Origin of the sequence: Nitrobacter sp. (genome assembly GCF_047149785.1) — a bacterium.
Taxonomy (GTDB): Bacteria; Pseudomonadota; Alphaproteobacteria; order Rhizobiales; family Xanthobacteraceae; genus Nitrobacter.
In genome coordinates this window covers 1,426,073-1,443,154 of sequence record NZ_BAAGBE010000001.1, presented here as the reverse complement: position 1 = coordinate 1,443,154, position 17,082 = coordinate 1,426,073, and the positions used below count along the sequence as shown (strand labels likewise).

Annotated in this window: 16 protein-coding genes, 1 tRNA gene and 1 pseudogene; 12 read left to right on the top strand and 6 right to left on the bottom strand. The window is 63.5% G+C overall.

What is annotated here, in order from left to right; genetic code table 11:
• Positions 1–79: 79 nt before the first annotated feature.
• Complete coding sequence (locus ACMDCM_RS06670) at positions 80–1,438, bottom strand: hypothetical protein (RefSeq protein WP_412772838.1); 1,359 nt, start codon at positions 1,436–1,438, stop codon at positions 80–82.
• A gap of 154 nt (positions 1,439–1,592) precedes the next feature.
• On the opposite strand from ACMDCM_RS06670, the gene glmU reads away from it, so the two are divergent.
• The gene (gene glmU, locus ACMDCM_RS06665) at positions 1,593–2,951 is read left to right on the top strand and encodes a bifunctional UDP-N-acetylglucosamine diphosphorylase/glucosamine-1-phosphate N-acetyltransferase GlmU (RefSeq protein ID WP_412772837.1); all 1,359 of its coding nucleotides are present in this window, start codon (positions 1,593–1,595) and stop codon (positions 2,949–2,951) included.
• Between the two features lie 37 nt (positions 2,952–2,988).
• Here the strand turns inward: glmU and ACMDCM_RS06660 are convergent, their stop codons facing one another.
• From ACMDCM_RS06660 to ACMDCM_RS06650, 3 genes are all read right to left on the bottom strand, one after another.
• Positions 2,989–3,228: a hypothetical protein gene (locus tag ACMDCM_RS06660; protein WP_412772836.1), complete on the bottom strand. Its 240-nt coding sequence runs from the start codon at positions 3,226–3,228 to the stop codon at positions 2,989–2,991.
• 93 nt (positions 3,229–3,321) lie between these two features.
• Positions 3,322–3,783, bottom strand: coding sequence for a hypothetical protein (locus ACMDCM_RS06655; protein WP_412772835.1), 462 nt, complete (start codon positions 3,781–3,783; stop codon positions 3,322–3,324).
• 448 nt (positions 3,784–4,231) lie between these two features.
• Positions 4,232–4,306, bottom strand: a tRNA-Asn gene (locus tag ACMDCM_RS06650).
• 281 nt (positions 4,307–4,587) lie between these two features.
• Here ACMDCM_RS06650 and ACMDCM_RS06645 point away from each other — a divergent pair.
• The 7 genes and pseudogenes from ACMDCM_RS06645 (at position 4,588) to surE (ending at position 11,050) form a co-directional block, all read left to right on the top strand.
• Positions 4,588–5,250: a protein-L-isoaspartate O-methyltransferase family protein gene (locus ACMDCM_RS06645; RefSeq protein WP_412772834.1), complete on the top strand. Its 663-nt coding sequence runs from the start codon at positions 4,588–4,590 to the stop codon at positions 5,248–5,250.
• 177 nt (positions 5,251–5,427) lie between these two features.
• Positions 5,428–5,661 (top strand): twin-arginine translocase TatA/TatE family subunit, encoded by a 234-nt coding sequence (locus tag ACMDCM_RS06640; protein ID WP_412772833.1) that lies wholly within the window; start codon positions 5,428–5,430, stop codon positions 5,659–5,661.
• A 103-nt stretch (positions 5,662–5,764) separates the two neighbouring features.
• Positions 5,765–6,285: pseudogene (gene tatB, locus ACMDCM_RS06635) on the top strand (Sec-independent protein translocase protein TatB).
• Entirely contained in the window at positions 6,282–7,091 is an 810-nt protein-coding gene (gene tatC / locus ACMDCM_RS06630; RefSeq protein WP_412772832.1) for a twin-arginine translocase subunit TatC, read from the top strand. The pseudogene tatB and the gene tatC overlap by 4 nt, the downstream one beginning before the upstream one ends.
• Positions 7,092–7,248: 157 nt before the next feature.
• A complete protein-coding gene (gene serS / locus ACMDCM_RS06625; protein ID WP_412772831.1) occupies positions 7,249–8,742 on the top strand; it encodes a serine--tRNA ligase in 1,494 nt (497 codons plus the stop codon).
• Positions 8,742–10,070: a chloride channel protein gene (locus ACMDCM_RS06620; RefSeq protein ID WP_412772830.1), complete on the top strand. Its 1,329-nt coding sequence runs from the start codon at positions 8,742–8,744 to the stop codon at positions 10,068–10,070. Before serS ends, ACMDCM_RS06620 begins: the two co-directional genes overlap by 1 nt.
• Positions 10,071–10,282: 212 nt before the next feature.
• Positions 10,283–11,050 carry a 5'/3'-nucleotidase SurE gene (gene surE, locus ACMDCM_RS06615; protein ID WP_412772829.1) on the top strand — a complete coding sequence of 256 codons (768 nt, stop codon included), beginning with the start codon at positions 10,283–10,285 and terminating at the stop codon, positions 11,048–11,050.
• Between the two features lie 71 nt (positions 11,051–11,121).
• On the opposite strand, the gene ACMDCM_RS06610 is transcribed toward surE, so the two are convergent.
• Positions 11,122–11,511, bottom strand: a complete 390-nt coding sequence (locus ACMDCM_RS06610) for a response regulator (protein WP_412772828.1) — start codon at positions 11,509–11,511, stop codon at positions 11,122–11,124.
• A gap of 289 nt (positions 11,512–11,800) precedes the next feature.
• Here ACMDCM_RS06610 and ACMDCM_RS06605 point away from each other — a divergent pair, with 289 nt between their 5' ends.
• The 3 genes from ACMDCM_RS06605 to chrA all read left to right on the top strand — a co-directional run bounded on the left by ACMDCM_RS06605 (position 11,801) and on the right by chrA (position 15,375).
• Positions 11,801–12,454 carry a protein-L-isoaspartate(D-aspartate) O-methyltransferase gene (locus tag ACMDCM_RS06605; RefSeq protein ID WP_412772827.1) on the top strand — a complete coding sequence of 218 codons (654 nt, stop codon included), beginning with the start codon at positions 11,801–11,803 and terminating at the stop codon, positions 12,452–12,454.
• A gap of 160 nt (positions 12,455–12,614) precedes the next feature.
• The gene (locus ACMDCM_RS06600; protein WP_412772826.1) at positions 12,615–13,937 is read left to right on the top strand and encodes a peptidoglycan DD-metalloendopeptidase family protein; all 1,323 of its coding nucleotides are present in this window, start codon (positions 12,615–12,617) and stop codon (positions 13,935–13,937) included.
• 247 nt (positions 13,938–14,184) lie between these two features.
• Entirely contained in the window at positions 14,185–15,375 is a 1,191-nt protein-coding gene (gene chrA / locus ACMDCM_RS06595) for a chromate efflux transporter (RefSeq protein WP_412772825.1), read from the top strand.
• A gap of 32 nt (positions 15,376–15,407) precedes the next feature.
• Here the strand turns inward: chrA and ACMDCM_RS06590 are convergent, their stop codons facing one another.
• The gene (locus ACMDCM_RS06590; protein WP_412772824.1) at positions 15,408–16,373 is read right to left on the bottom strand and encodes an ATP-binding protein; all 966 of its coding nucleotides are present in this window, start codon (positions 16,371–16,373) and stop codon (positions 15,408–15,410) included.
• Between the two features lie 190 nt (positions 16,374–16,563).
• Between ACMDCM_RS06590 and yajC the strand changes: the two genes are divergently transcribed.
• The gene (gene yajC, locus ACMDCM_RS06585) at positions 16,564–16,968 is read left to right on the top strand and encodes a preprotein translocase subunit YajC (RefSeq protein ID WP_412772823.1); all 405 of its coding nucleotides are present in this window, start codon (positions 16,564–16,566) and stop codon (positions 16,966–16,968) included.
• Positions 16,969–17,082: the final 114 nt, after the last annotated feature.

Below are 17,082 nucleotides of genomic sequence, written 5' to 3'. Positions count from 1 at the left end.
CGAAAGCGCGTCAAAATCCTAAAGCCACTTCTGATTCCATCAGAAGCGAAAGGCCCTGGTCTCGGTGCCGTCGGCCGTTTCAATGCGAAAAGAACGAACCCGACGTTGACGGCTGTGGTGCTGGAGGCGTTGGCGGTGGCGGTGGGGGCGGAGCCGGTTCTTCGGCCCGCGCCGCTCGCCGGCCGTGCCGATGCTGTGACGGCGGGTGCAACACGCTCGGCTTTTTTGTCGCGCCGCCGCCGCCACTCTCTTTGCCTTTGCCGTGTTCGTTCATCGCGAGCCGCTGGCCCTCGAAGACGGCGGTTTCGCAGGCGCGGCCTTTCTCGGACAGCACGGCGCAAATCCTTGCCGCGTCGGCCGCGTCGGTCAGCGGCCCGGCGACGAGGCGCAACTGCATGCCGATCCCGTTTCTGCCCTCCTTCACCACGATGATCGGATGCAGCGACGCCAGTGCTTTTGCCTCCGATTTCAGGGCGTTCCGCCACAACCACCGTAAACCCTTGATCGAACCGGCGCTGCCGAGATCGACGCCGAAATCGGTGTGCGCCACGGGAACATGGGCCTGGGGCGTCCGTGGGGCATCTGCGGCTGCGGGAATCGACGCGACGGCGACCGGCGCATCGTTGCTCTTGGCATCCTTGCTCTCTTTCTTGCTCTCTTGAGACTTCCTGTCGTTCTTCGGTTCCGATCCTGCGGGCGCAATGGTCGCTGTTTCATCCGGTTCGCCGAGCCTCGTTGCCGCCGGATTCGCCGCCGGCGCGGCCCTTGTCGCGGTCGCTGCGGATGTTCCAGGCGGGGCCGGGGAGTTTACGGATGACGGACTTTCTGGCGTTGCGCCCGCTGCGGCGACAGCGCCCGGAGCAGGCGGGTGCGCCCCTGAGGACCCGCTGTCCGTCGACCGGATAGTTGACGCAACGGATTCGCTCGACGGGGCGAGCCGCTTCGCCGGGAGCGAAAAATCCGGCGGCGGGAGGAGTGGCGGCTCAACCGGAGGCGGGTTCAAAGCGGCTTCCGTCCGAGAGGGCGCCTGCGGAGGTCCGTTCTGCTTCGTGTTTCGGCTGATGGAGCCGGTGACGGAGTCGAGTCCCTGCTCGAGCACGGTGACGCGGGCAAACAGCCGGTCGCGATCGTCGTTCAACGTGTCGATGGCGGACGCCATGCGACTGATTTCGTTTTCGTTCGCTTTCGTGATCGATTGAAGCTGCCGCGACTGCCTTGTCAGATCGGCCGCGGCGATTTGTTCGTGCCGGATTCCGTTCCCCGACTGGTGCGCCAGAATTGCGATCGTCACGGCGGCGATCGAGCCGATTCCCCAGGACCCGAGCCGCCATAGCGCACGCCGGTCGAATACGCCCTCATCGGCCAGCAGGCGTCGCCGCCGCCCGCCGCCTTCATCGGCCGGTGAATTTCCGGTCAAATCCTTTTGATTCATCGCCATAATTTAATGACGCCGGGTCCCGCGTCGTCGAATCATGGTCGAATGTTAACAGGAAATCCGTCGGGTCTCCGGGAGAGCGCGGCAGTTTTCACTTCCGGTGAAAACGCTTTATGACGGCGGCATCGTTTCGTGCTTTCGGACAATGAGGATTTGAATGACGGACCGCAGTTGTCTGACCATCGTGCTCGCCGCGGGCGAGGGGACGCGGATGCGTTCGTCGCTGCCGAAAGTGCTGCATCAGGTGGCGGGGCAAACGCTGCTCGCGCATGTGCTGTCCGCCGCGCCGCGCGGCGCTGGAACGTCGCTGGCGGTCGTGGTGGGGCCGGGCCATGAGACGGTGGCCGAGGAAGCGCGACGCGTTCGGCCGGACGTCATGACTTTCGTCCAGCCCGCGCGGCTCGGGACCGCGCACGCCGTGCTGGCCGCGCGCGAGGCCATCGCCCGCGGCGCCGACGACGTGGTGATTGCGTTCGGCGACACGCCGCTGATTTCGGCCGACACGCTGGCACGAATGCGGGAGCCGTTGCAGGCCGGCGCATCGCTCGCCGTCCTCGGCTTCCGCGCCGCCGATCCCGCAGGCTACGGCCGCCTGATCGTGGACAACGGCCGGCTGACGGCGATCCGCGAGCAGGCGGAGGCGAGCGCCAGTGAGCGTCGCATCACGCTGTGCAATGCCGGCGTCATGGCGTTCGACGGCAAGACCGCGCTGCGGATCATTGAAAAAATCGGCAATGCCAACAGCAAGGGCGAATACTATCTCACCGACGCGGTGGGCATCGTCCGGGAGTCCGGCCTGACGGCGGCCGTGATCGAGACCGGCGAGGATGAGGTGCGCGGCATCAACACCAAGGCTCAACTGGCCGAGGCCGAACAGGTCATGCAGACGCGGCTGCGCAAGGCGGCGCTCGACGCCGGCGTGACCATGGTGGCGCCCGAGACGGTCTTTCTGGCCGGCGACACCTCGTTCGGCAAGGACGTCACCATCGAGCCATACGTGGTCATTGGACCCGGTGTGGCCATCGCGGACGGCGCGGTGGTCCATTCGTTCTCGCATCTGGTGCAGGCGTCGATCGGCAGGAATGCGTCGGTCGGTCCTTACGCGCGGCTGCGGCCGGGAACGTCGCTGGGCGAGGGCGCGAAGGTCGGAAACTTCGTCGAGGCCAAGGCCGCCGTTCTCGAGGCCGGCGTCAAGGTCAATCACCTGACCTATGTCGGCGACGCGCACATCGGCGCGAACGCCAATATCGGGGCGGGCACCATTACCTGCAACTATGACGGCTTCAACAAGTATCGCACCGAGATCGGCGCGGGCGCCTTCGTCGGCTCCAATTCGTCGCTGGTCGCGCCGTTGAAGATCGGCAATGGCGCTTACGTGGGATCGGGTTCGGTCGTCACGAAAAACGTACCGGACGATGCGCTCGTGGTCGGGCGCGGCCGGCAGACCGTGCGCGAGGATTGGGCAAGGCGATTCCGCGAGATGAAGGCGCTCGCCAAAAAGCCGAAGACGGGTTGAACTGGCGGCAGGGCGGGCCGGGTGTTGTCGGCTGAGCCTATCCTTCTTCCTCGAATTCGGAGAACATGGCTCGCGTCAGGCGCCAGCCGCGCGGCTTCGCCCGCTGCGGCTTCTCGTCGGGTTTATGCCGGACGATTTTCGGTTTCGCGACGGTGCCGCGGAACGGCGGCGGCCAATGCGCCAGGCGCGACGACCCTTGCCCGAGCGAGGAGCGCCGCGTCGCGGAAAACCGGCTGAGGTTGCCGCCTTTGGAATCGCGCGTGTTGCTCACGTCCATGACCTCCGAGCCTGGAAGCCTTCGGCAAAAACGTTGCGCGTTGGTTAAAGTGGAGACGCAAAGTGGAACGGTCGAGGCTGCGGCTTCCGGTTGCTATTTTCCGATTGCTTCCAGGAATCGCGTGCGCCAACGCGTTTCGAAAGATTCGTCCTGAATCGAAGCCTGCGCATCCAAGAGACTGTAATTCGCTGGAAGGCCGTTTAGTTTACGGTAGGCATCCAGATCGGCCAGCCGTTTCTTCAACTTGGCATTCTCGTCGATCAGAACCTTAAGACGACGGGCCTCGGACGTATCCGGACCGCTATCGTGTTTCGCTTTGCGCGCTTGTGCCGTTTGAGTCGATGACCAGTGCAACAATGATCTCGACACCATCCGCCTGCCTTCATACCAGCATTTCCGGCCGTCTATGAGCCGATAGGACCAATGTGATCGCGCGTTCGACGGCCATTCGGAACTGCATTGGATCGCCTGCGCAGGAATCGTCGACACGAAGAACGCAAGCGACGAAACTCCGGCCATGGAAGCCGCAAGAATAAACAAATGAAATCTTTTCATTTGAGCACCACTCAACTGAACGCCACACGACAAAAAGAAAATAAAAGCTCTAATTGCAGCAGCTTAGTTCGCCAAATTGGTCGTAATTTTGGCAGTTTTCCACAGGCTGTGTACAGGGTTATCCACAGGGCTGTCTCAGTCGAGGCAGATGAGGACTTGCGGAAAGACTTGCAGTCAGAAAGACAAACGTCGCTGACAGGTGTGGGAAACTAATCCGGCGGCCAGGGCCTCTCCGCTTCTGATGGAATCGGAGATTTTGCTCTATGATTTTGATTTCACAAACTTTTTCACGCGAACCGGTGTCCGTCCCCGGGTCAAGCCCGAGGACATGCTTCGCTCGAAAACGCTATAAAGCGGGATAGCTCCCATGGGTCTTCAATGAAGGGCCCAACGAAAAAAAGCGCCTCACGGACGCTTCACACAAACGCAAATAGCGATCTGATTTTAATGGCTCCCCGGGCTGGATTCGAACCAGCGACCATTCGATTAACAGTCGAATGCTCTACCGCTGAGCTACCAGGGAACAGGCGAAAATATCCTTCGCACCGAGGGAGCCTATAACAAAGCCCCCGAAGCTTGCAAAGCAGGAAATGGGCAATTCGGAGTACCTCGACAAGAGGGAATGCGGGCCGCCTCCCGCCTGCTGAACGATCCCGTGTTGTTACCCGCAACCGATGGAAAACGCTGCGACATAATGCAACGGCAGGCGGAGCCTGCTTCAGCAAACGCTTGCATCGACGATGGGGCTGCCTTAGTCCTCCGGGAACTTTTCGCACCGGATCGTACCGGATCGAGGGATCGCCGATGTCTGACTTTTCGACCGCTCGCGGGAAAATGGTTGATGGTCAGGTGCGTCCCAGCGACGTCACCGATCACAGGATCATCGACGCGATGCTGACGCTGCCGCGCGAGGTCTTCGTTCCCGAGGATCGCCGCGCGCTCGCCTATCTGGATCTCGATCTGGATGTCAGCGAAAAGGGTGCGCCGAAGCGGTATCTGATCAAGCCCATGGTCGTCGCGAAGATGATCCAGGCCGCCGACATCCAGAGCGCCGATAACGTCCTCGTGGTCGGCTGCGCTACTGGCTACACCGCCGCGCTGGCAGCGCACCTCGCCGGCAGGGTGACCGCGACCGAAGGCGATCCGGTCCTGGCGGCGAAGGCTGCCGACATTCTCGCAACGCTCGGCCTCGACCGGGTGAACGTCGTGAATGCCCCGGCGGCCGAAGGCGCGCCCGCCGGCGCGCCCTATGACGCGATCATCCTGGAGGGCGCGACCGGGGTCGTTCCGGAGTTGCTCTACCGGCAGCTCGGCGACGAGGGACGCCTGGTCGGGGTGTTCGCCATGAGCACGCCGCGGGCGGTGCTCGTCACTCATTCGCACTCCGATTTCGGCGACCGGCCTCTCTTCGATGCCTCGGCTCCGGTTCTGCCGGGTCTCGAGCGGCCGCCCGCCTTTGTTTTCTAACGTGGCGGTTCGAATCCGCGGCATTGTTCCGCCGCGTTCATGACCGACTAAAGTCATAAGGTGACCTGGCTCCTTTTAGACCTGCCGGGGCCTAAATCCTTGTTTTCGCCGACCCCTGAGCCTACCTTCCGTACAGCTTCGGCCGGACTCCGGCCGCCGATTTTGGAGGATTGCAGGATGGGTTCACTGAGCATCTGGCATTGGATCGTGGTGATCGCGATCGTCCTGCTGCTGTTCGGCCGCGGGAAGATTTCAGACCTGATGGGCGACGTCGCGCAGGGCATCAAGGCTTTCAAGAAAGGCATGAAGGACGAGGAGACGGCTGCGGAAAAACCCGAGCCCGTAAAGACGATCGATCACAACGCGCAGGCTTCGGGCGCGAACCGGTCCGACGTCGGCAAGACAGTCTGACGCGGCACGGCTGCAAGGTCGCGAATCCGCGGCAGTGATGCGAGGATCACGGGACGGCAGGGCTGTCGACGCGCGTTGATCCCTCGCGTGAGCGGAAAATTTCATGTTCGACATCGGGTGGAGTGAACTGGTCGTCATCGCGGTCGTCGCGCTGGTCGCCATCGGCCCGAAAGAGCTGCCCAGCGTGCTGCGCACGATCGGACGTGGATGGGCAAGGCGCGCAGGATGGCCGCCGAATTCCAGGGCCAGTTCAACGAAGCGATGCGCGAGGCCGAAATGGCCGACCTGAAAAAATCCTTCGACGAGGTGCGCGACGCGACCAGCGGACTGACCAGCGGCAAGCTGATGACCAGGCTGACCGAATCGCTCGGCGAGCCGCCAAGGCTCGAGGATTTTGATAAGCCTGCCGCATCTGTCGACGGCGTTTCCGCAAGCGGAGCGGCTGTGCCGGAGGCCGCGACGCCCGAGCCTTCCACGAAAGCCGATGCCGCGGCGCCTCCGTCCGAGCCGTTGGCGATCACGCGCAATTTTCAGAGCGCCCCTGCCAGGTCAGAGCCGGTCGTCCATGAGACGCCGCACGACGTCGGTAACGACGAAGCGGCCAAGGACGTCAAAGCGTCATGAGCGCCGAGGACATCGAGGCCAGCAAGGCCCCGCTGATGGATCACCTGATCGAGCTGCGCTCGCGGCTGATCAAGGCGCTGGTCGGCTTCGGCGTCGCGTTCATTTTCTGCTTCTTCTTCGCCAAACAAATCTACAACGTCCTGATATGGCCGTTCGTCTGGGTCGCGGGACCGGAGAATTCGAAATTCATCTACACCGCGCTGCTCGAATACTTCATCACCCAGTTGAAGCTCGCGCTGTTCGGCGCGGGCTTTATCTCGTTTCCGATCGTCGCGACACAGATCTACAAGTTCGTGGCGCCGGGTCTCTATAAACATGAGCGAAACGCGTTCCTGCCGTACCTGATCGCGACCCCGGTTTTCTTCGTGTTTGGCGCGCTGGTGGTGTATTTCGTGGTGCTGCCGATGATCGTGCGGTTCTCGCTCGGCATGCAGCAGATGTCGGGTCCCGAAACCGCGCAGATCCAGTTGCTGCCCAAGGTCGGCGAATTCCTGTCGCTGACGATGTCGCTGATCTTCGCCTTCGGCATCGCCTTCCAATTGCCGGTGATCCTGACGCTGCTCGGGCGGATCGGTGTTGTCACCTCGAAAATGCTGCGCGACAAGCGCCGCTATTTCATCGTCGCCGCCTTCGTCATCGCGGCGGTGCTGACGCCGCCCGACGTGCTGAGCCAGACCTCGCTGGCGCTGCCGCTGCTCCTGCTCTACGAGGGCTCGATCATCGCCGTCGGCATGGTCGAGAAAAAAGCCGCCAAGGCGGCCGGCGCGACGGCCACGCCGCCGCCGGCAGGAAACCCGGCGGAGTAGGGCGGGTCCGCCGGACTAATCTGCTATCATCTCTCCGATTCCCGTCGTTATCGTCCGCCAAAGGTTTCCAATCCCGCCCATTCGGGTTACTGGATGCCCGCTTTCGCGGACATGATGCCGCGGCTCTCGCCGCTTCTTCTCTTTTGGACTGACTCCCATGCACGACATCAAGGCGATTCGCGACAACCCGCAAGCATTCGACGACGCGCTGAAACGGCGGGGGCTGGAGGGGCTGTCATCGTCGCTGCTTGCGATCGACGAGAAGCGGCGCACGGCCATTCTCGCGTCCGAGCAGGCGCAGGCGCGGCGCAATGCGGCCTCGAAAGAAATCGGCGAGGCCAAGAAGGCGAAGGATGAGGCGCGCGCCGTGAAGCTGATGGCCGAGGTCGCCGAACTCAAGACCACCATGCCGCAAATGGACGCGGCGGCGAAGACGGCGGACGAGGAGTTGAAGAAGGCGCTGGCCGAGATACCGAACCTGCCGCTGGACGAGGTGCCTGATGAGACCGATGAGCACGGCAACGTGCAGCATCACATCTTCGGAAAAAAGCGCGACTATGCCTTCGCGCCGAAACCGCATGACGATCTCGGCGGCGCGCTCGGCGACATGGATTTCGAGGCGGCGGCCAAGTTATCAGGCGCGCGCTTTGTCGTGCTGAAGCGAGGACTGGCGCGGCTCGAACGCGCCATCGGTCAGTTCTTTCTCGACGTACACACCGGCGAGCACGGCTACACCGAAGTCAATCCGCCGCTCTTGGTGCGCGACGATGCGATGTTCGGCACCGCGCAGTTGCCGAAGTTTGAAGAGGATCAGTTTTGGATTCGATTGCCCGCAAAATTTCACCGATCACAAAATGTCGGGATAGCGCCTCTCTTAAAAAGATTGGCTGCTGCTCATCACGAACTTCAAAAATTGGATGCTGATCAGTTCGATCAAGAATCCAATGGTCATGATCGCAATCCCGAATTTACTAAGTTGCAATTAGAATACAGCGGCTTAAGAGACGAGCTTTTCAAGAGATCTTATCCTGATAGGTTTGGCCTCATCCCCACCGCCGAAGTCCCCCTCACAAACCTTGTTCGCGAATCCATTCTCGACGAAAAAGAACTGCCGCTGCGCTTCACTGCGTTGACGCCGTGTTTCCGCGCCGAAGCGGGGGCTGCGGGACGCGACACACGTGGCATGATCCGCCAGCGCCAGTTCAGCAAGGTCGAACTGGTGTCGATCACCACGCCGGAAACATCAAAAGACGAGCACGAGCGCATGTTGTCCTGCGCCGAGGAGGTGCTGCGCCGGCTCGACCTGCATTACCGTGTGATGACGCTGTGCACCGGCGACATGGGCTTTGCCTCGCAAAAGACCTACGACATCGAGGTCTGGATGCCGGGGCAGGGTGAAGGGGGAACCTATCGCGAGATTTCGTCCTGCTCGGTGTGCGGCGATTTCCAGGCGCGGCGCATGGACGCGCGCTATCGCGCAAGCGACGGCAAGCCGCGCTTCGTGCATACGCTGAACGGCTCCGGCACCGCGGTCGGCCGCGCGCTGATCGCGGTGATGGAGACCTATCAGCAGGCCGACGGCTCCATCGCCGTGCCCGATGTGTTGCAGCCCTATATGGGCGGCCTCAAGGCGATCGGCCGCGAGGGATGATGCAAAGACCGCACCTCACCGAACGGCAATTGCGATCGGTCCGGGTCATCTCGACCCGGTGGCAGCGGCGGGTCATTTTTGTCGCGGGCGGTCTTGCCGTCGGCGCGGCCGCGGTGGGGTTGACGCAGGCCTCGGACCTCGCCCAGTTCCTGTTCGCGCGCCTGCTCGAAAAATGGCGCTACGCGTCCTTTGTCGTTACCCCGCTCGGGTTCGTGCTGTCCGTGTTTCTCACCTTGCGTTTCTTTCCGAACTCGCAAGGCAGCGGCATTCCGCAGGCTATCGCGGCGCGTCAATTCGAGGACCATGAGGCGCGCGGCCGGCTGGTCTCGTTTCGCATCGGCGTCGGGAAGATTCTTTTGACGGTGCTGGGGTTGCTCTGTGGCGCGTCGGTCGGGCGCGAGGGTCCGACGGTGCAGGTCGGCGCATCCATCATGTTCGCGATCGGGCGGATGTCGCCGCGCCGCCAGCCCGGACTGATCCTTGCTGGGGCGGCCGCAGGCGTCGCCGCGGCTTTCAACACGCCGCTTGCGGGAATCGTCTTCGGTATCGAGGAAATGAGCCGCGCCTTCGAGGTGCGCACCAGCGGCCTGATCATCGGCACCGTGATCGCGGCCGGTCTGACCTCATTGGCGCTGGTCGGAAATTACGCCTATTTCGGCCACACCGCGACCACGCTCGGCACCGGCGTCGACTGGATGACGGTGCCGATCTGCGGCGTCCTCGGCGGCCTTGCCGGAGGAGTGTTCAGCCGTCTTGTGATCCTGCTGGCGTTCGGGCTTCCGGGGCGGTTCGGCTCGCTCATCAAGCGCCATCCGCTTCCGTTTGCTTTTGCGTGCGGGCTCGCCGTCGCCGTGTGCGGATACCTGTCGGGCGACACGATTTACGGCACGGGCTATGCGCAGGTGAAACACGCGCTGGAGAGCGGGACGCCGCTGCCCGAAAGTTTCGGATTGCTGAAGCTGCTTGCAACCCTGCTCTCGACCGTGAGCGGCATCCCCGGCGGTATTTTCTCGCCGTCGCTCGCGGCCGGCGCGGGCCTGGGATCCAACGTGGCTCATTTTTTTCCGGGCACGCCGCTGGGCGCGATCCTGCTGCTCGGGATGGTGTCGTATTTTGCCGGCGTGGTGCAGGCGCCGATCACCGCATTCGTGATCGTGACGGAAATGACCGATAATCACGCCATGGTGGTGCCGCTGATGGCGGCGGCGCTGATTGCCCACGCCAGTTCCCGGCAGATCTGCAAGGAAGGCGTCTATCACGCATTGGCCAAGGTATTTTTGCAGCGTGTCGGCGCGGAAGCGGTTCGCGCGACCGGGAATGCTCGGTGAAGGCGCGAAGACATAATCCGGGCGGCGCGCGTTACGCCGCCCTCGGAGGTTTTCAGGGAATACACGTTCCGCCGTTGTGGTGAGGCGTGTGCATCACGTGCGTCGAAAGCGTCGGCAGGCCATGGCGGAATGTCAGGTTTGCAAGGCTCGACCGGGCCGGATAAGAGGTATCCGAACGGCGCTGGCAGCGGCCGGAAAAGGCAATCTCACGAATGCGGATTCTCTGTACCAACGACGACGGCATCAACGCGCCGGGCCTCGGGATCATCGAGCAGATCGCAAGGGAGCTGTCGGACGATGTCTGGGTGGTCGCGCCCGAGCACGATCAGTCGGGCGTCTCGCATTCGCTGTCGCTCAACGATCCGCTGCGGTTGCGCGAAATCGAACCGCGCCATTTCGCGGTGAAAGGCACGCCGACCGATTGCGTGATCATGGGATCGCGGCACATCCTCGGCAGGAAGGGGCCGGATCTCGTGCTGTCGGGGGTCAACCGGGGCCGCAACGTCGCCGAGGACGTGGTTTATTCCGGCACCATCGCGGGCGCGCTCGAAGGCACGATGCTTGGATTGCCGTCGTTCGCGCTGTCGCAGGAATTCAGCATGGAGACCGGCGACAGGCCGGTGTGGGAAACCGCGCGCACGTTCGCTCCGCAGATTCTCCGCAAGGTGATCGCCGCCGGCATTCCCAAAAACACCGTGGTCAACGTCAATTTTCCGGCTTGCGCGCCGGAGCAGGTGGCGGGGGTGCTGGTGACGCGCATGGGCAAGCGCAATCTCGGCTTCCTCAAGGTCGTCGAACGCCGCGACGGCCGCGGCAATCCGTATTTCTGGATCGGATTCGAAAAAGCCGACGTCGCGGAAACCCCGGCGTCGGGCACCGATCTCGCGGCGATAGCGGCGCGATGCGTCTCGGTGACTCCGCTGCGGCTGGACCGCACCGACGACGCGTTCGTCGAGGTCCTGACCGCGACGTTGAAGTAGCCGCGCCCCGTTCGGCTCGCGTGCAGAGAAAACGGTGCGCCGGACGCGAAGCGACCGGCTGTCGCGAATGTTCAGGTGCGCTCTGCCGTGGCGCTGCCACTGAGCGTGCGCTCGATCATGCCGGCGAGGTTTTCCATCTGGAACGGCTTCTGCAACACAGGGCGGTCGCGATATCCGGGCGGCAGGCCCTGCATGCCGTAGCCGGTTGCGAAAATGAAGGGCCGGTTGCGCGCCTCGATCACCTCGGCCACCGGCGAAATCAGCTTTCCGTTGACGTTGACGTCGAGGATGGCGATGTCGAAATTCTTGGTATGCGCGAACTCGAGCGCCTGCTCGATCTCGCCGGCTTCGGCGGCAATGCTGTAGCCAAGCTCCTCCAGCATATCCGCAACCATCATGCGGATCATGACCTCGTCCTCGACAAGGAACACCGAGCCACCGGACGGCTTCACTTGCGCCATGATGGAGATCCGATCCCTTGCTCTCTTCCTGCTCAATTTCGGGCACAAGGTCGCAAATTACGCTGCCCGACGCAATGCGCGTCATCGTCGCTGACGCGGTATTGTCGGATCGGCTGCAGCCGGACCTTGAAGGTCCACTTTCAGACGCTCCGACTGCTCCGGCGGCTCCAGCGGCTTCGTTTCGTCGGAGCAAAAATCTGCTCGGCCCGGATTGACCCGCTCGGCGTTCCGCGCAGATTGCTCAACCTATATTGATATGAGCTGTGGTCAACGCCATCGAGAGCCGCCCATGTCTCCCGCCGACGGTCCGCCGCCCGAAAAGATGATGTTCCAGCTCAATTTGCGGCGGCGCGGCATCAGCGATCAGCGAGTCCTGCGCGCATTGGACGGCGTCCCGCGCGATGCCTTCGTGGAGCGCGCCGACCGCGACGATGCGTGGCGGGATACCGCGCTCGGCATTGCCTGTGGCCAGACCATCAGCCAGCCGTTTGTCGTGGCCTACATGACGGAACGGCTGGAATTGCGCGACGAGAACCGGGTGCTGGAGATCGGTACGGGATCGGGCTATCAGGCCGCGATCCTGTCGCGCCTGTGCCGCGAGGTCGTGACCATCGAACGGTTTCGCGTGCTGGCCGATCGTGCCCGCGCCCGGCTGGAGCAACTCGGCTGCGATAACGTGGAGGTCGTGCTGGGTGACGGCTTCGACGTTCCCGCCGAAGCCGGGCAGTTCGACCGCATTCTGGTGACGGCGGCGATGGAGCGGATTCCGGACGCGCTGACAGCCCGGATCGAGCCCGGCGGGCTTCTGATCGCCCCGGTCGGTCCGCACAACGGACGGCAGACGCTGACCCTTCTCCGGCGGACCACCGCCGGACTTGCTCGCAAGGAACTGATCGACGTGCGCTTCGTGCCGGCGCTGCCGGGCATCGCCCGGGAACTCTGATCCCGCCGATTTGTCCGGTCGGGCGCAAGTTCAGTTGCCGCCGCAACACATTGTTCCAGCGACGTTAATTTTCAAGGCGAGGGCGTGTCACGGTTAAAGGCTTGTTTACTCACGGCGTGTTTATTCGAATTTGTAGTTATGTTGCGTCGAGTGAGTAACCATGTCCCGTGTCGTCGAGGTGCTTTGCTCGCGTCGCGTACCGCAGGTCGCGGTGCTGGCGCTGGTGTCGATCGGTTTTGCCGGATGCAGTGCGGACATGTCCTCGCGCCTGGCGCAGATTGACAGCGGTCCGCAGCAGTCAAATCACTTCGGATGGCAGCGCGAAGCCACGGGCTCGGTGCCCGCGGCCCCGGTCGAGCGCCGCGAACTGCCGCAATATTCGCGGCCGCCATATCAATCATCGTATCAATCCCGGCCGCTGCCGCCGCCGATCTCGACGCCGAAAACCTATCCGGTGGCATCGAGCGTATCGGGTGGCTTGCGCACCGCCCGCTCGTATGAGCCGCCCGCGCGCCCGATCGAGCCGGCTCCGGCTGCGCGAGACGGCTGGAATCACAGCGGCGGCACTCCGATCATCGTCGGCACCAGCGACACGCTGGAAGGGCTGTCGCGTCGCTACGGCGTTTCCGCCGCGGAAATCCTCAAGGCCAATGGCTACCGGGGACCGCGCCGGCTGCAGCCTGGCCAGCGACTGATCATTCCGAAGCGCGCAGCGCTGGCGGAGACCCATGCGGCCCCGGCCGAGAAACACGTCGCGGCGGCTTCGGCGGACGTCCACTACGTCAATCGCGGCGATACGCTGATGAGGATCGCGCGCCACAACCACATTTCGGTCGCCGAACTTGCTCGCGCCAATGGCCTGCAAACCGGCGCGAAACTGACGACAGGCATGAAAATAAAGGTCCCGACGAAGGTTGCCGCGGCCGCCGCGCAGCCTGCTGCGGCTGTGGCCACGCCTGCCGCCGCGCCGGCGCCTGCCGTGCACGCAGCGGCGGCAGCGCCCCAGGGTCCGGTGCAAAAGGTCAACCTCGCGGTTGCGACAGCGACGCCGGAAGCGGCCGCGGTCAAGCCTGCCGTGAAAGCCGCCGAGGCGACCGGCGCATTGCCGACATTCCGCTGGCCGGTACGTGGCCGCGTGATCGCAGGCTACGGCGCCAGGACCAACGGCAAAACGAATGACGGCATCAACGTCGCCGTGCCCGAGGGCACGCCGGTGAAGGCCGCCGAGGACGGCGTCGTTGCTTATGCTGGCAACGAACTCAAGGGTTACGGCAACCTGATCCTGCTTCGGCACCCCAACGGTTACGTGACCGCATATGCCCATGCGAGCCAACTGCTGGTGAAGCGCGGGGATACCGTCAAGCGCGGCCAGGTCATTGCCAAGTCGGGTCAGTCGGGCGAAGCGACGTCGCCGCAACTCCACTTCGAGATCCGGAAAGGATCGTCACCGGTTGACCCGCTTCAATTCCTCGCCGGGGCGTAACGGCCTCGCGACGACCCCGCGGTTCCCTTCCTTGTCCATGATCCACGTCGGCCGCGAAGTCTCCGCTTCCCGGCCGATGTCGTTCGACTGCCCTCGGAGCGATCCGCTCTGCCGGACGGGGCGGATAAACGCCGGTCGCATATTGTATTGGTTCTGCTACCGTCGACCAATACAGTAGCCGCGCGGCGTTTGCCGAGGCGTGGGAATTCGCCGGGGGACCGAAAATGCGTGCGGCCGCTGTAGCCACATGACGTCGCCGGTGCATTCGGGTCGGGCAGGCGAGGTATTTGCCGCGTTTTTGAAGCTGGGCCTGACAGCGTTCGGCGGTCCGGTCGCTCATCTCGGCTACTTCCGCGACGAATTCGTGGATCGGCGGAAATGGCTTGAAGAAAAGAGCTTCGCGGATCTCGTTGCGCTGTGCCAGTTCCTGCCGGGCCCCGCGTCCAGCCAGGTCGGCATAGCCATCGGTCTGGCGCGGGCCGGTTACGCTGGCGCAATTGCGGCCTGGGCGGGTTTCACCCTGCCGTCGGCGCTGGCACTGGTTGCGTTCGCCTATGGTGTATCCCTGTTCGGAGGTTCGCTCGGCAGCGGCTGGCTGCACGGCTTGAAGGTGGCCGCCGTCGCAGTGGTGGCGCTTGCGATTCTCGGCATGGCGCGAACGCTGGCGCCGGATCGCGAGCGCGCCAGCATCGCTGCGCTGGCGGCCGTCACGGCGCTGGCGATCGATTCGGTCTGGGGACAGATCGGCGCGATCGTTGTCGGCGCTGCCGCGGGCATGTTCGTGTTGAAACGCGAACCGGTGCCGGCCGATCACGCCGGCATATCGCCGCGGACCGGGCGGGCAACGGCGATTTTCGCGTTGGCGACCCTTGCCATTCTGCTTGCGGGATTGCCCATCGCGTCGGCCGTCTCGAACAATACCGATATCCGGCTGTTCGACAGGTTCTTCCGCACCGGTTCGCTTGTGTTCGGTGGCGGGCATGTGGTGTTGCCGCTGCTCCAGGCGCAGGTGGTGCCGCCGGGATGGGTGAATAACGATGTCTTCCTGGCAGGCTATGGCGCTGCGCAAGCCGTGCCGGGGCCGCTTTTTACGTTTTCCGCCTATCTGGGGGCGGTGATCGGCGGCTGGAAAACGGCCGCGCTGTGTCTTGTTGCGATCTTCCTGCCGTCCTTCCTGCTTCTCATCGGCGTGATGCCGTTCTGGGACGAATTGCGGCGGCGGGCCGCTGCGAGGGCGGCTTTGCGCGGCGTCAATGCCGCGGTCGTCGGCCTCCTGCTGGCCGCCTTTTACAATCCGGTCTGGACCTCGGGCATCGTGTCCAAGGGAGACTTCGGACTCGCCGTGGTCGCCTTTGCGCTGCTGCTGTTGTGGCGGACGCCGCCCTGGCTGGTCGTTGTCTTTTGCGCCGTCTGCGCCGAACTCCTGGCGGCGCTGTGACCGCGACGACGCCCGCGCGCGCGTTGCTCTCCTTAAGCCGTCTGCTTCGCCAGGCGCACGCCGAGCCGGCCTGCCAGTTCCTGCGTGAACTGCCAGGCGACGCGGCCCGAGCGCGAGCCGCGCGTGGCCGACCATTCCAACGCCTCCCGCTCAAGCTCGGAATCGTCGAGCTTGATGCCGAAGTGAACGCAGTAGCCGCGCACCATTGCGAGATATTCATCCTGGCTGCAGCGATGAAAGCCGAGCCAGAGGCCGAAGCGGTCGGATAGCGAGACCTTTTCCTCGACCGCGTCTCCGGGGTTGATCGCGGTCGAGCGCTCGTTCTCGATCATCTCGCGCGCCAGCAGGTGACGGCGGTTCGACGTCGCGTACAGGATGACATTGCCGGGGCGTCCCTCGATGCCGCCCTCGAGCACCGCCTTCAGCGATTTGTAGGAGGCGTCATCGCCGTCGAACGAGAGGTCGTCGCAGAACACGATGAAACGAAACTCCGATGAGCGAAGCTGCTCCATCAGGCTCGGCAGACTTTCGATATCCTCGCGATGGATCTCGATCAGCTTGAGCTGTCCGTCGACCTCGGCGTTGACGCTGGCATGCGCCGCCTTGACCAGCGACGACTTGCCCATGCCGCGAGCGCCCCAGAGCAGGGCGTTATTCGCGGGCAGACCCTTGGCGAAGCGCTCGGTGTTCTCGATCAGGATGTCCCGCAGCCGGTCGATGCCCTTGAGCAGGTCGAGGTCAACGCGGCTGACGCGCGGCACCGGCGCCAGTCGTCCGTCCGGATGCCAGATGAAGGCGTCGGCGAGCGCCAGCGCACGGCTGTTGTCGGGTTTTGCCGCCGCGGAGGACATCGCCGCGGCGATCGCCTCAAGCGCGCCGGCGATGCGTTCCGCGACAGCGGGGACCGTCGATTCCGGACCTTTTGTCGCGCCGCCGGTTTTGCCGGATCGAGCCCCCGGTGTTTTGCGGGCGCCGGTTTTGAGTGACTTTTTTGCCATCCTGGCCTTTCCTGACGGCGCACCCTTAACGGGGCGCCCCGCTTCCTGCAAGCAGCCGAAATAATGGGGCTCGTTCAAGGGTCTGGCAGCGTTGCAATTGAGACCGCGGCCGCTATAGTCCGCGCGAATTTGCTCTCCATCGGACGACTCCGCCGTCGTCCTGGTTGCTCCGTTTCAAGGATTCGTCCGAATGTTCATGACCCCTGCGTTTGCTCAGGCTGCCGGTGCCGGCGATACCAACAACCTGCTGATGTCGCTGCTGCCGTTCGCGCTGATCTTCATCATCATGTATTTCCTGATCATCCGGCCTCAGCAGAAGAAGACGAAAGAGCATAACGAACTCGTGAAGAATATTCGCCGCGGCGACACCGTCATCACGACAAGCGGTCTTGTCGGGAAGGTCACCAAGGTGGTGGATGACGACCAGATCGAATTCGAGATTGCGGACGGCGTCCGGGTGCGGCAGATGCGTCAGATGATTTCGATCGTCCGCGCCAAGGGCGAGCCGGCCAAGGGTGAACCGACCAAGGGTGAATCGGCAAAGGGAGGCGCCAAAGGCGAGGGCGCAAAGGACGACACCGCCGCGAACAAGTGATCCCAATCCGAGGCGCGCGCGTTTCTGCGGCAGCGCTTGGGAGCGAACTTCGGAATCAAGAGGACACTGGCAACTGTTAGGTGCGTCCGGGGGCGGTCATTCCTGGAATCTGAT